Raw genomic sequence first — 12,235 nt, forward strand, 5'->3', positions numbered from 1 at the left:
AACCCCCGACGGCGGGGGTGCACCCCGCTCGCATCAGCTCGCGCCCCGGATATCCGGATCGAACTACGACACACGCATCCCCGGTCCAGCCGGATTAGCCTGCATCACCTGAGGTTTCGCGCATTCTCGATGATACGAGGTTGACCGTCAGGGGAATAGATCGCGAGGCCCGTTGGCGGCCGACACCACCCCCGGTCCGATCCCGACCAAGGCAAACTCGGATCGGCAGCTCCGAGCGAAGACGGACATTTGCGACACGGCACTTTTATGGCACTATGCAATAGTTGCTGTGGCCGGGGTATCCGCTCGGTTGCGCCGAGTGGGTGAGAGGAGACTGGACGTAACGACGAAATCGCGTCACTGAGCTGGGTTTTTCGCCCCCGCACCCCCATGGCCCCACCCCGTGTGCAGGTTCCACATGGGTCGGGAAACGCAGCTGTGCAGAATCACGACACCGGATCCGCTATCGCGCCGTGCGGCGAGCTGCCGGTGACCCTGACGAGCCAGGCGGTACGACGACGCACCGCCCGGTCCCGACATCGAAATGCAGGTGCTGCTGGAATGATCACGATGACCGATCCGTACCCGTCCCGCGTATTAGGGATACCGCAGGTGCTCGAACGGCCACACCCCGTCGTGTGGGGTACCTCCCCGACGCCGGACGTGGCGGTGTTCGCCGAACGCGGATATCTCCAGCAGGACCACGCGGTCAGCACCGAGTCCGTCGAGAACTGTCTCGCCGAGATCGACCGGCTGCAGAATGATCCGAAAGTTCGCGGCGATGCACGGATCGTCCGCGAGGAAGGCACCAGCGCGGTACGCTCCATCTTCGACATCGTCGAGTTCAGCGACATCGTGCGGGACGCGGTCGCCGAATCCGGTGCCGAGGACATCGCCCGAGAGATCCTCGGATCCGAGGTCTACATCTACCAGAGCCGACTGAACTACAAACCCGGCTTTCACGGCGGTGCCTTCTACTGGCATTCGGACTTCGAGACCTGGCACGCCGAAGACGGAATGCGGCATCCCCGCGCGGTGAGCGCGTCGATCGCCCTGACCCGCAACGAGACCTACAACGGGCCGTTGATGATCATGCCCGGAACGCATCGCTCGTTCGTGCAGTGCGCCGGCGCCACCCCTGAGGACTACTACCGGGAGTCCCTGGTCACCACCGCACCCCGGATCGGTGCCCCCGCCGAAAACATCATCGCCGACATGGCCGACACCCACGGCATCGACGTGCTGACCGGCGGAGCAGGATCGATGACGGTCTTCGACTGCAACGCCCTGCATGCGTCGGGCGGAAACATCAGCCCGCTGCCGCGCGCGAACATCTTCGTGGTGTTCAACAGTGTCGACAATCCGATCGACCGGCCCTTCTCCGGCTCGGTCCCCCGTCCGCCCTTTCTCGCCAAACGTCCCCCGGCGACCGGGAAGGCAGCTGTCGAGTCGTCGGCGGCCGCGGGAATCTGTGCCGCGGCCGAGGGCCGGGACGACCGATGAGCACCGGTCGACGACTCTCTGTCTTCGACGAACTCGAATCCGAGGTCCGCAGCTACTGCCGGAGTTGGCCGACCACCTTCGCCACGGCGTCGGGCTCGTGGTTGACCGACGAGACCGGGCGCGAATACCTCGACTTCTTCGCCGGAGCTGGGTCGCTGAACTACGGGCACAACAACCCGGTGCTCAAATCCGCGCTCGTCGACTATGTCGCCCGGGACGGAATCACCCACTCGCTCGATACGTACACCGTCGCCAAACGGGAATTCCTCGACACGTTCCATCGTGTGGTCCTGCGGCCGCGCACTCTCGACTACAAGGTGCAGTTCCCCGGGCCGACCGGGACGAACGCCGTCGAGGCCGCACTCAAACTGGCACGAAAATGCACCGGCCGCGAAACCGTCATCAGCTTCACCAACGCCTTCCACGGGATGACACTGGGCGCCCTGGCGGTGACCGGCAACTCGATGAAACGTGCCGGCGCCGGCGTACCCCTCGTCCATACGACCCCGATGCCGTTCGACCACTACCTGGGTGGGACCGTCGACGACTTTCACTGGCTCGAGCACGCCCTCGAGAATTCCGGAAGTGGGCTGGAGAAGCCCGCAGCGGTGATCGTCGAAACGGTGCAAGGCGAAGGCGGTGTCAATGTCGCACGGCCGCACTGGTTGCGGGCGCTCGCCCAACTCTGCCGCGACCGCGACATCCTGTTGATCGTCGACGATGTGCAGATGGGATGCGGACGAACCGGCCCGTTCTTTTCGTTCGAGGACGCCGGAATCGAACCCGACATCGTCACGCTGTCCAAGTCGATCAGCGGATACGGCCTGCCCATGGCACTGACACTGCTCAAACCGCACCTCGACATCTGGGAGCCGGGCGAACACAACGGGACGTTCCGCGGCAACAACCTCGCCTTCGTCACGGCGCGGGCGGCCCTCGAACACTATTGGACCGACGACGCCCTACAGGATGCCACCCGCCGCCGAGGCGAAACGATGCGCGCGGCGTTCACCGATCTCACTGCCACACTCTCGGCCGTGTCCTCCCGTGGACGCGGCATGATTCAGGGACTCGTGTTCGCCGACGCCGCGCAGGCCGCACGGGTGAGCACCCACGCCTTCGAACACGGTCTGCTGGTCGAGACCTCCGGGCCCCGAGACGAGGTCGTCAAATTGCTGCCGCCCCTCACCGCCACCGACGACGAGATCGCACACGGAATGCGGATACTCGCCGACGCGGCAACCGCGGCCACCAACCACCACTGATGCCGCATCGATCCTGGCGATTGTCGTAGTTCTCGTCACGCTCAACGCGTTTCGGTGACCCGACACCGGGAGGCGCGTCTGCACCACCGGTCAGACACCGGTGCGGGCGGGTCTCCGCGCCCGCACCGTGGCCCCTCGGAGGAGATCCTCGGCGGGATCTCGAGCACGCGCACGAATCCGGTGGCGGTGTCGTCGCACCGGCCGCCGCCGATGACCGTGCCTCACCCCGGCTGCACCGCCGAATGTCGGCCGGTGCGGGTGGCGGGGACCGGCCGGGTTCGCGAGCGTGGTGTTGGGTACGGTACGCGACCCTGACCGGGGGGTCGGGCACCGTCGATAACTCCGGTGACAACGTCTCTCAAGATGTCACCGACGACGAGCCCCGACAGAGCCGCAGAATTCCGACACTCCTTGGGAAACAATGTAGGTGGACTCTCCAGAGGAGCAGTACCGCCGAAGCCGGCGCACAAACAGAGTCCGAGCATCAATATCCCCCGACGTCGGGGGATGACGCCGGGGCATGTTCCCGAGATTCTCGAATGGGGGGGAGATCGACGGAACTCACCCCCAGTACACAACTCCCCCGAGATAACTGTCCGGCGGCACCCCGCCGAGGCGGAACCTGTTCGACGGCAAGAGCTCTCCGATCCGCGGGGCTCGCAGGAGGAGCGGTGATCGTGTTCGAGCGGCCCAGTTCAGCGACCAGACACGCCGCACGGCTCCGAAGCCCGCCCCGCACCCACCATCACGACCACCTCGGCACGACCACCTCGGTGACCGCGTCGGGGGTTCACCGCCGCCGCTCCACCCCTACAGCCGCCATCGCATGATCGACATGCGCACCGGACGGACTCGGCGGGGCGGTGATCCATCCGGTTGAGGTGGGGATTTGATCCATTCGGTGCTGGACGGGCTGCGTGCGGGGCTCGGCGGAGGTGTCGGTGGTCGAAAACCCGGGCGATTCCTGGCCACACTCTTCGGTCGATGGTGGTGGCGTCCCAAGATGCCGTCAACGCTGTGGGTACGGGCGTTCGTCACGGACAGATGGGTTCGACCAGGCGGTAGATCTGCTGCGCCTGCTCCGGGGTGGGTAGGGTGCCCCGGTTTTCGGCCTGGTCTGCGATCGTGGTGGTCACGGTCTGCTCGTCGGCGCCGTTGGCGAGATCGATGCACGGTTCGATGGCGATGTGCGCGATCGACTCGTCGTTGCGGTTGCTCGCCAGTTCCGGATAGCGGCTGCGGAAAGCGGCGACGAACGCGGCGAGATCGGCATTGTAGCGGGCCATTTCGGCGGCACGGTCTCTCCCGTCCTGGGCGCCGGCGGTCTCGGCGGGAGCCGCGCTGGTATCGCCGGATTCGGTGCCCGTGCCGGAGCCGCAGGCGACCAGCACCCACAGGGCGGCGGTGACACCGCACGCACGGGCGCACCTCATGAGCGCAGGGTAGCCACGCACCCCGATAGCAACTGCCCGCAACCGCGACCAGTTTCGGTGGCACGGTTGTCTAGGTGCTGGTGAACACACGGGCCGAGATTCCGAGATAGATCAGCATGAACAGCAGCAGCGCCCAACCGGCACCGTGCCAGATCGGCCAGGTGCCCCCGGTCCGCCATGCTCGGTAGGCGCGGACGAAGGCACCGAGTCCTCCGAGGAGCAGGATGCCCGTGGGCACGAACACCAGCAGGTAGCGGCCAGGTGTGGAGCAGACCATCTCCTCGTCCGCGCACTCGTCCGCTTCGCCGACGGCGACCCATACAACGGTGATTACCATGACGGTCAGGGCGGCGCCGATCACCACACCCGCATAGCTCGCGGCCCGGCGGAAGGTGGCCCCGTCGGACCAGCGTTTCTCGACGTCCTCGGTCACGGCAGTACACCCTGGTTGCTCAGCTACCGGCGGCGCGGTCGGCGAGTTCCCCGTGGCCGGCTTCGCGGGCGCAGTGCGCGCAACAGTAGATCGTGTCGGCGATTTCGACGCCGTGGCCGAGGATTCGACAGCCACAGCGCTCGCACTGCGGCGCCATCGCCTGGGCGGCGCACTCGAAGCTATCGAACACCGCGGACCGGTCGCCGCGGGTGATGGTGAATGCTTTGTCGTAGTCGTTGCCACACGTTTCGCAGGTGGGCATTCGTCGCAGTCCTCTCAACGGTGTTCGTTCGGCGTGGTGGACAACTCTCGCGGTCTGCCCCCGGGTACCCGGCTTCTCGAGGGGTAAACGGCGCCTCGCGTGGCCCGCTTCGGGGACGTCGCGCCCCTGGGTGGCGCCGGGTTTCGGCTGCATGACGCTCAGGCCCGACGTCGTGGCGGACTCAGGCGCACTCCCAGCCAGTCCGGTCGGTCCAGGCTGGCGGTGAGGGTCATACCGACGGTCCGGGCGGCCTCGGCGATCACGCTCGGGTCGACGAAGCCATCGTGACCGGTCTTCGGGGTCAGTAGCCACAGGAAGCCGTCCGGGCCGAGGAGGGTATACGCGTCGAGTAGTTCGTCGGTCAGGTCGCCGTCAGGTTGTCGCCACCACAACAGTGCCGCGTCGGCGAGACCGTCCGGATCGTCACCAGTGACGGTGGTGCCGCCGAGATCACGGATATCACCGCGTAGTTCGTGGTCGACGTCGCCGCCGTAGCCGAGTTCGGCGATCACCACGTCGGCGTGCACGCCGAGCGGGTTCGCGGTGGTGGGTGCGGATCGTTGTCGGTCGGTCATCACCGTCAGCGTAGTGCGCTCTGCGGATGTGCGGTGGTGCGCCAGGTCCGCAGCCCGAGCGCAACCATGACGATACCGAGGCACCGGTGCAGCCAGTTGTCGGCGGTGTTGACCGGGACGAAGTTCGCCGCACATCCCTGCTCGATGAGCAGGTAGATCCACAACGCGAGGTAGACGATACCGCCGCCGACGAGGAACGCTCGGGCGGTGCCGATGGAGCCGGCCATCGCGATCCCGGCGATCCCGAAGGCGAGGTGCACGATGTTGTGCAGAATCGAAACCTGAAAGAGCGCGAACAGTAATGCGTCCGAGTGGTGTCCCGCCCATGCGAGGGTGTCGTAGTTCGTGGTGACCGCGGGAATGAAACCCGAGATGCCCACCAGCAGGAACACAATCCCCACCACGAGGGCGATCAGTTGGCTCGCGCACGACCGGTGGTGCGTTCGGTCATGACAATTGTCCCTTCGGTTCGGCTCGCCGGGTCGTGAAATCACAGTGGCGGCATTTCGGAGTCAGAAGATGGTTCCCAGATTTCCCTGCCAGAGCGCAGCCAGCAGGTAGATGGCGATCACCAACGGGTAGTACGGATTCGCGGTCGTTCCTTCGCGTAGTGCAGAACTCGGCACGCGGCGGGCGGGCAGTGGCGATGATGGCGCAACCGTCGTGTGCCGGTCACCGATCCGCACCGGTTCCTGCCTCATGGTTGCCGCCTTCTGGGCGGCACTTACGGCGTACCCGGGCAGCGCAGACCGAAACTGGACATTTGCGACATTCTCCGAGCGCGTGCTGGTCTTCTACGGTGACCACGGGTCTCGGGGCGCGCCCAAGTTGATCGCCCGGTTTGCCGAGTGGAACTCACGGCCGGTGCGGGCCGCGGCTTCGACGGCGTTCCGCGCGTGCTGCAACCCGCCGTTGCCGTAGGGACGACATCGCCCCGCCGACTCCGCACGATTCCCGGGAGCCGTTACGGGTTGGGTTGCAGCCGCGGACACGTCGGACATCTCATCGTGCCGCGGCGCCCGCCCCCGGCCCGATATGCGCTCGCACGGAGCGCACTCTCCCTCCCTCGGGAGGGAGAGTGTGCAGGGGATTCTCGGCGCCGGTCACTGTTGTATCGGCGTATTGATGCATCCACGTATTGATGCACACGCGACGTCCAGACCTTTCCGGGACGCGCGCGGTGGTAGCCGGCCGGTTTGCGGGGTACCCGTACACCGACCGAGAAACCGGACAAATCGGACAGCAGCCTTGATTGGGGCTACGACCCGCCCTTTTACGGATCCCGCGAAGGCGAGGGGCCCAGTGGGACCGTCCGGAACGAGCGAAGGAGGCACATCATGGCCACCGAAAACGAGAAACAGCCCACCCTGATCGATCTCGACGACACCGACCTGGCGTTCACCGACCAGCTCGAGGACCTGCGCGGCCGGAAGGTCTACGACCGCGACGGCGACGAGATCGGACAGGTCGACGGACTCATCGTCGACGAACGCGAGAACACGGTCCGGTTCCTGCGGATCGGCTCCGGTGGCTTCCTCGGGCTCGGCAAGACCGCACGGCTGATTCCCGTCGAGGCGATCACCGGCCGCGACGCCGACAAGGTCCATATCGACCGCACCAAGGAGACCGTCGCCGGCAGCTCCCCGTACGACCCGGAATTGGTCGAGACACCCGAATACTATGGTGGCCTGTACGGCTACTACGGCTACCTGCCGTTCTGGGGAGCACGCTACATCAGTCCCTACCGGGCGCTGCCCCGCGAGGACGACGACCACCACCGCCCGTAACTCAACCTCCCCCCTTATCGGGCTGCCCGCCGCACATCACTGCCCGAAGCGAAAAGGTGAGCGAATGCCGATCCGGGACCGCCCTTTCCGGTCGGAACTCGCACTGGGTCCTCTGCCACACGGCCCTCCGTCACGCCAGGGAGAGCACCGGGCCCCGGCGCGACGATCGGGGCAGGAAGTCACGACACGTCCACCTCAGTGCGCACCGTCGGCCGGAACGGCGCATGTCGATCCATACTCCTTGCTGGGCGGTGTGAGTATGCCGAGGAGATCGCGGGTATCCGGGTTGTCATGAGTACCATCATCGAAACGGTCGATGTCGAGGTCCCCATCCGCGTCGCCTATGACCAGTGGACACAATTCGAATCGTTCCCGCAGTTCATGAAGGGCGTCGACGAGGTCCGGCAAATCGACGACACACACACCCACTGGACGATCGAAGTGTCAGGCCGGACTCGCGAGTTCGACGCCACCATCACCGAACAGCATCCCGACGAGCGGGTGGCCTGGAAATCCGATTCAGGTCCGAACCACGCCGGAGTGATCACCTTCCACCGCATCGACGACACGACAACCCGGGTGACGGCGCAGATGGACATCGACCCCGACGGATTCGTCGAGAACGTCGCCGACAAGCTCGGCGTGCTCGACCGTCGCGTCAAGGACGATATGAAGAGATTCAAGATCTCCATCGAGGATAAGGGCACCCTCACCTCGGGTTGGCGCGAAGACATCGACCGGCCGCAGCCCTGACCCCGTGACCGTGAGTGTTCGACGTAGTCCGCCTGCTTCTATCCTGCTCGCAGCTTGTGTCGCGCGCACCGTGATGCCTATACGAACTCCTCGCGGCGGGGTGCCTCGCCATCAGCCAACAGCGCCGTAGCGGGTCTGGGTGTCCGCGCACACCGATGAAGATGGCGGCAGTGGCGAAACGCCCACTCGCCACTCGTTTCGCTGTCAGTACGCGCCACACAGGTGTTGCGCAAGCGGTGTTGTGAGCACCGAAGCGCCGGTCCGGCTGACCGACAGGTGCCGGCATCTGCACGGCGGCGACGGGTACATGAAGAAGTACCCGATCACCAAGGCGTACATGAATTCTCGTGCCCAAACCATCTATGGCAGTAGCACCGAGATCATGAAGGAAATCATCGGTCGCGATCGGGCCGACCTCGAATCGGGAACGGTAGGCGTCGATGTAGTCGACGATCATCGCAGTCGGCGTGGTGGGGCACTTCCCACCCGCGGGGACGACCTTCGCCGCCACATAGAACGAGGTCTTCAATATCTCATTGGCTCTGCGCAATTCGGAGGCTTCCCAGCGAAGTCGAGGGAGTTCCCGACCCGCGGGGCTTCCGTATGCGGAAGCCCCCGGCGTGGGCGGTTTCGTCTCGCTCGATCCACCGTAGCGTCGCCGACCCTGGCCGAAACAGGGCGACGGCAGCACCTCTCGAACCACCGTACTCGTCGAGCCGGTCCCGGTACATCCAGCCGGCCCGTTCCTGCCGATCGGCGTCGTACTTCGTCGGTGCAGGCACGACCAACATTCTCCTTGCCAGAGCAGTAGCCTTCACCAGTTCCAGGTCGGTTCACGTTCAACTCATCGCCCAGCCCGGAGGTTTGCCGAGTTCATTCCACTCGGCGCCCCAGTGCGCCAACCGGTGTCGTGTGATGACCGCATGCGCACCGCAGAGCGCAACGCCGCCGCCGATGGCACCGGCCACCCAGACCACGATCGCGGTGCTCACCGCGGTGGCGGTGATCTCGGTACTCGACGCCGGTGCGGGGACGAGTTCCCCATTCCCATCGATCCACACGCTGACCGTCTCCCCTGCCCGCGCCCCCGTCGGAGCCGGGACATCGCCGGTGTGCGCCATGCTCTGTACCGACCACTGCGCCTGCGCATGACTACCGGTGTGGTGCGATCGGTTCGCCACTGCCGCGACCCCAGGAAGCGAATCCTCCATCAGCACCGCCGGGATCTGCTGCGAGGCGGCGCGGTCGGCGCGGGCCTGCGCGTCCAGCCGGGTGAAGGTCGCGGTCCCGTACGCCGCCGCGAACGGCACCATCAGCAGCACCACCACGACCACGAACAGCACCAGGACCGATTCGAACCGGTCGCACGGCCGGACCAGCGGATTCCGGCTCCACGGTCCCAGCCGCCACAGCCGGACCGGTGTTGTCGGCGCCCCAATCACCACATACCCCCGCGCGGAGGACCCGAACCGGTGCCGCGGACCCTGCCGTCGGCACGACAGCGCACACGGCGCGACCGAATGCCGACACGGCACCCTTCCCCCACCGCCCACCGCGGTCCGAACCGACCTCCGGCGCACGGAGAACCCACCGTCTCGAGGTGATGTTCCCTAACTGCCACAACCGCCACCCCCTCGAAGATGAAACCGCAGTTCACGGGCATATCAAGAACCCTCTCCGCGGAGAGCATCGCGGGGGTGTGCGTCGCCGCTGGTGTCGACCGCAGTCACCTCCCGATGGGTGTCGGGGCCGGGAGTTCGCGGCTGCGAGTCCATTCGCGTCAGGTGCAGTTTGATCCACGCGGTGCTCACTGCGGCAGGGGTGGGAGGGTAGCGGTTCACGGGCTCACCTACGAGGCGGGTTGGGGGTATTGGCAGTCGACGGTGGGGTTCACGCCGGCGTAGTTCAACGGTCCGGCCACGATGGTCACGGCGATGGTGCCGACGCTGGCGCAGTGGGTCGAGGCGTCGTCGTAGTAGCCGCGTTGCCCGGCAGCGACGGCGCCGATGATCAGCCAGATCAGCACCAGCAGACCGAGCAGGCCGGAGAGCCGGCTTCGGGTTCGCATCGTCTTCTCCTGTCCACGAGGATCAGTTGTGGGCGGGCGTGCTGCGGCGAAGGCCTCGTCGACGGGTCGCAGCACCCCAATGTGGTGGCCAGGCCGGCCAGGTGTGCAGAATGTCGCGCACCTGCGGTTGCACGGCCGTGGTGAGCATGGCGTGCCGGCGGCGCACTCGGCTCGCCGCCGTAGTCGGCGGTCGCACCCTGCAAGGCACGGCATCAGTACCGCCGCGGCCACGATGTTGATCTCGCCGCACGGGGACATCACGCGGCACGGCCCTGTGCGAGTTCGGAAACCGATCTGCAGTGTGCGTTCCGTGCTGGTCATCTCCGATGCCGGGTACGGCCACGCGCGCAGGTGCGGGATGCGCGCTGCGATGGGTTGGGTGTATCACCACGACTCCCGTGCGGTGCGTTCGACTTGTCCGGTGTCGACTACGGAATCCACCGTGGAAGATCCTCATGCCACACGCCGACGCCGGGGGCAGCCCCAGCCCGGTCGGCCAGGGAAACCGAGTATGCAGATCGTGTCTGCCATCCACGCTAGTGAACTGCGGCACGGTGGCCAACGCCGCGCACCTCGACCCGCCACATGGTTATGTAATTGCAATGCCTTAGCAAAGACTAGGTCAAGCGGTGATGGACTGCTGCAGGGCCCGTCCCCTTGGTCGTCGGCCCCGGTTTCCGGGTCGGGTGGTTTCTTCGGTGCGGACGCGGGTACGACGGCACATTGGGTCTCGCGTTGCCCGAGTCGATGCGCGACACGACCGACGCAACACTCTGCTCACCACTGCTCGTACGCATTTTGTTCGGTATGGTCCGAGGACGGGTGCCGGACGCGGTGGAGACGGTCGTCGCGATCACCCGTGCAGGAGGAGCCGGGTCCGCGCTCACAGCGAGTTACGCCCGCGCACAGCTACACCCGACACCCGCTACCCTGGGCCCCGGGGACCGACCCGAGGGGGCTCGACGTGATCGACCGGGACGCACTGTTCGCCCGGATGGCCCGGGACCGGGCCCGTGAGGTGGTCGCGCACATCGGGTTTCTGCGGAGCCTGCGTCAACTCCACGACAGCGGTGTCACCGAGGCGCACCTGGCGGTCCGCAACGGGTGTAGTGCCGCCGAGATCGGTCACCTGCTCGCCCGCGCCCGCGTGGAGGCACCCGACATCGCACCGGGCAGCCGTGGCGGCACCGCCTACGAGATCGCCGCGAGAGGCGCGGCCGGGGAACTCGATCCCGCCACCGTGCGCGCCGAACTCATCTCATGGGTGTATGAGCCGGCCGACGCCCCCACCGACGCCGAAGCGCCGGCCGTGCCCGGCGGGTTCGACCACCAGGTCGGCCGCGCCTATACCGACGGACTGCTCACCGACGACGACTACGACCTGATCCGCACCGCGGTGACCCGCCACGACGACGACCGGCGCCGCCGTCCGTGATGGCGCGCGCGGGACAAGAGCAATGCCGCTCCTCGTCCGCCCAGTCGGTTCAGGCCCCGGGCGCAGCCCGGGGTCTCAGCCTCTGGCATGACGACTACCCGACCGAATCCTGCCGGGGCTGCTATGGCTGTGGAAGGCTGACTGGGGCCACCTGTTTCGGTTTCTCCACACCGAGATGTCGGTGATTCGGGTTCGGTACGGTTCTAAAAGACACCGCCGCTGTCGGGCACCTCGTCGGCCGGAAGAGGAGAACGCCCATGCGCACCTTCGTCCATCTGGTCCTACTCGCGTGCGCGATCGCGGTGGCGGTCGGTGCCTTCCTGCCCGTCGTCGGCGACATCGCGCCGGGCGATGTCGCGCTGGTCGATGTCGCGCTGGTCGATCTGCGCGACGGCTTCCCCACCGGGTTCACCGTCGAGCAGATCGAAAAGCAGGCCGTGGTGTTCTACCGGTCGATGACGGTGTTGCTGCTGGTGGCCGCGGCGCTGCTGCTGGTCGCCGCGCTGGCGGGTTCCCGTGCGGCCGGCTGGCTGGGCGTGCTCGTGGGGATCGGCGCCCTTGCGGTGTTGGGATGGCGGCTCGACGACCGTCTCGGCGATGTCGTCCGCGACAACTACGACACCCTGCTCGGTGGCCGGTGGGGGCTCTACCTCGCCGGCGGCGGCCTGATCATCGCGCTGCTCGTCCTGCTGGTGCCGAAGGAACGACCCACCGTGTGAGC

14 protein-coding genes and 1 pseudogene are annotated in these 12,235 nt (G+C 66.5%); 7 read left to right on the forward strand and 8 right to left on the reverse strand.

Annotated elements, in window-relative coordinates; all coding sequences use genetic code 11:
* The first annotated feature begins 561 nt into the window (after positions 1–561).
* Both ACNJ7E_RS18120 and ectB read left to right on the forward strand, forming a co-directional pair.
* The gene (locus ACNJ7E_RS18120) at positions 562–1,503 is read left to right on the forward strand and encodes a phytanoyl-CoA dioxygenase family protein (RefSeq protein WP_418340610.1); all 942 of its coding nucleotides are present in this window, start codon (positions 562–564) and stop codon (positions 1,501–1,503) included.
* Positions 1,500–2,768: a diaminobutyrate--2-oxoglutarate transaminase gene (gene ectB, locus ACNJ7E_RS18125; RefSeq protein WP_418340611.1), complete on the forward strand. Its 1,269-nt coding sequence runs from the start codon at positions 1,500–1,502 to the stop codon at positions 2,766–2,768. Before ACNJ7E_RS18120 ends, ectB begins: the two co-directional genes overlap by 4 nt.
* 1,034 nt (positions 2,769–3,802) lie before the next feature.
* On the opposite strand, the gene ACNJ7E_RS18130 is transcribed toward ectB, so the two are convergent.
* The 6 genes from ACNJ7E_RS18130 to ACNJ7E_RS18155 form a co-directional block, all read right to left on the reverse strand.
* Complete coding sequence (locus ACNJ7E_RS18130) at positions 3,803–4,201, reverse strand: hypothetical protein (protein WP_418340612.1); 399 nt, start codon at positions 4,199–4,201, stop codon at positions 3,803–3,805.
* A gap of 70 nt (positions 4,202–4,271) precedes the next feature.
* The gene (locus ACNJ7E_RS18135) at positions 4,272–4,634 is read right to left on the reverse strand and encodes a hypothetical protein (RefSeq protein WP_418340613.1); all 363 of its coding nucleotides are present in this window, start codon (positions 4,632–4,634) and stop codon (positions 4,272–4,274) included.
* 19 nt (positions 4,635–4,653) lie between these two features.
* Positions 4,654–4,896 (reverse strand): hypothetical protein, encoded by a 243-nt coding sequence (locus ACNJ7E_RS18140; RefSeq protein WP_418340614.1) that lies wholly within the window; start codon positions 4,894–4,896, stop codon positions 4,654–4,656.
* Between the two features lie 158 nt (positions 4,897–5,054).
* Positions 5,055–5,471, reverse strand: a complete 417-nt coding sequence (locus tag ACNJ7E_RS18145) for a DUF3052 domain-containing protein (protein ID WP_418340615.1) — start codon at positions 5,469–5,471, stop codon at positions 5,055–5,057.
* Positions 5,472–5,476: 5 nt separating this feature from the next.
* Positions 5,477–5,875 (reverse strand): DUF4383 domain-containing protein, encoded by a 399-nt coding sequence (locus tag ACNJ7E_RS18150; protein WP_418340616.1) that lies wholly within the window; start codon positions 5,873–5,875, stop codon positions 5,477–5,479.
* Positions 5,876–5,983: 108 nt separating this feature from the next.
* A complete protein-coding gene (locus ACNJ7E_RS18155; RefSeq protein ID WP_418340617.1) occupies positions 5,984–6,172 on the reverse strand; it encodes a hypothetical protein in 189 nt (62 codons plus the stop codon).
* Positions 6,173–6,808: 636 nt separating this feature from the next.
* Here ACNJ7E_RS18155 and ACNJ7E_RS18160 point away from each other — a divergent pair.
* The 3 genes and pseudogenes from ACNJ7E_RS18160 to ACNJ7E_RS18170 form a co-directional block, all read left to right on the forward strand.
* Positions 6,809–7,258, forward strand: coding sequence for a PRC-barrel domain-containing protein (locus ACNJ7E_RS18160; protein WP_418340618.1), 450 nt, complete (start codon positions 6,809–6,811; stop codon positions 7,256–7,258).
* Between the two features lie 291 nt (positions 7,259–7,549).
* Positions 7,550–8,011, forward strand: a complete 462-nt coding sequence (locus tag ACNJ7E_RS18165; RefSeq protein WP_418340619.1) for an SRPBCC family protein — start codon at positions 7,550–7,552, stop codon at positions 8,009–8,011.
* A 244-nt stretch (positions 8,012–8,255) separates the two neighbouring features.
* Positions 8,256–8,414: pseudogene (locus ACNJ7E_RS18170) on the forward strand (acyl-CoA dehydrogenase family protein); the annotation flags it as partial.
* A 436-nt stretch (positions 8,415–8,850) separates the two neighbouring features.
* On the opposite strand, the gene ACNJ7E_RS18175 reads toward ACNJ7E_RS18170, so the two are convergent.
* Positions 8,851–9,456 carry an Rv1733c family protein gene (locus ACNJ7E_RS18175; protein ID WP_418340620.1) on the reverse strand — a complete coding sequence of 202 codons (606 nt, stop codon included), beginning with the start codon at positions 9,454–9,456 and terminating at the stop codon, positions 8,851–8,853.
* Between the two features lie 404 nt (positions 9,457–9,860).
* On the reverse strand, positions 9,861–10,079 hold the full coding sequence (locus ACNJ7E_RS18180; RefSeq protein WP_368680609.1) for a hypothetical protein: 219 nt from the start codon (positions 10,077–10,079) through the stop codon (positions 9,861–9,863).
* A 964-nt stretch (positions 10,080–11,043) separates the two neighbouring features.
* Between ACNJ7E_RS18180 and ACNJ7E_RS18185 the strand changes: the two genes are divergently transcribed.
* Together ACNJ7E_RS18185 and ACNJ7E_RS18190 are read left to right on the forward strand one after the other, a co-directional pair.
* Positions 11,044–11,514: a hypothetical protein gene (locus ACNJ7E_RS18185; protein ID WP_418340621.1), complete on the forward strand. Its 471-nt coding sequence runs from the start codon at positions 11,044–11,046 to the stop codon at positions 11,512–11,514.
* Between the two features lie 257 nt (positions 11,515–11,771).
* Entirely contained in the window at positions 11,772–12,233 is a 462-nt protein-coding gene (locus ACNJ7E_RS18190) for a hypothetical protein (RefSeq protein ID WP_418340622.1), read from the forward strand.
* Positions 12,234–12,235: the final 2 nt, after the last annotated feature.

Origin of the sequence: Rhodococcus mengyinensis (assembly GCF_048381435.1) — a bacterium.
Taxonomy (GTDB): Bacteria; Actinomycetota; Actinomycetes; order Mycobacteriales; family Mycobacteriaceae; genus Rhodococcus_F; species Rhodococcus_F opacus_D.

Excerpts from the sequence above, each read along its gene's own strand:
- ACNJ7E_RS18120 (WP_418340610.1), top strand. The coding sequence starts at position 562 with ATGATCACGATGACCGATCCGTACCCGTCCCGCGTATTAGGGATACCG.
- ectB (WP_418340611.1), top strand. The coding sequence starts at position 1,500 with ATGAGCACCGGTCGACGACTCTCTGTCTTCGACGAACTCGAATCCGAG.
- ACNJ7E_RS18130 (WP_418340612.1), bottom strand. The coding sequence starts at position 4,201 with ATGAGGTGCGCCCGTGCGTGCGGTGTCACCGCCGCCCTGTGGGTGCTG.
- ACNJ7E_RS18140 (WP_418340614.1), bottom strand. The coding sequence starts at position 4,896 with ATGCCCACCTGCGAAACGTGTGGCAACGACTACGACAAAGCATTCACC.
- ACNJ7E_RS18145 (WP_418340615.1), bottom strand. The coding sequence starts at position 5,471 with ATGACCGACCGACAACGATCCGCACCCACCACCGCGAACCCGCTCGGC.
- ACNJ7E_RS18155 (WP_418340617.1), bottom strand. The coding sequence starts at position 6,172 with ATGAGGCAGGAACCGGTGCGGATCGGTGACCGGCACACGACGGTTGCG.
- ACNJ7E_RS18160 (WP_418340618.1), top strand. The coding sequence starts at position 6,809 with ATGGCCACCGAAAACGAGAAACAGCCCACCCTGATCGATCTCGACGAC.
- ACNJ7E_RS18165 (WP_418340619.1), top strand. The coding sequence starts at position 7,550 with ATGAGTACCATCATCGAAACGGTCGATGTCGAGGTCCCCATCCGCGTC.
- ACNJ7E_RS18180 (WP_368680609.1), bottom strand. The coding sequence starts at position 10,079 with ATGCGAACCCGAAGCCGGCTCTCCGGCCTGCTCGGTCTGCTGGTGCTG.
- ACNJ7E_RS18190 (WP_418340622.1), top strand. The coding sequence starts at position 11,772 with ATGCGCACCTTCGTCCATCTGGTCCTACTCGCGTGCGCGATCGCGGTG.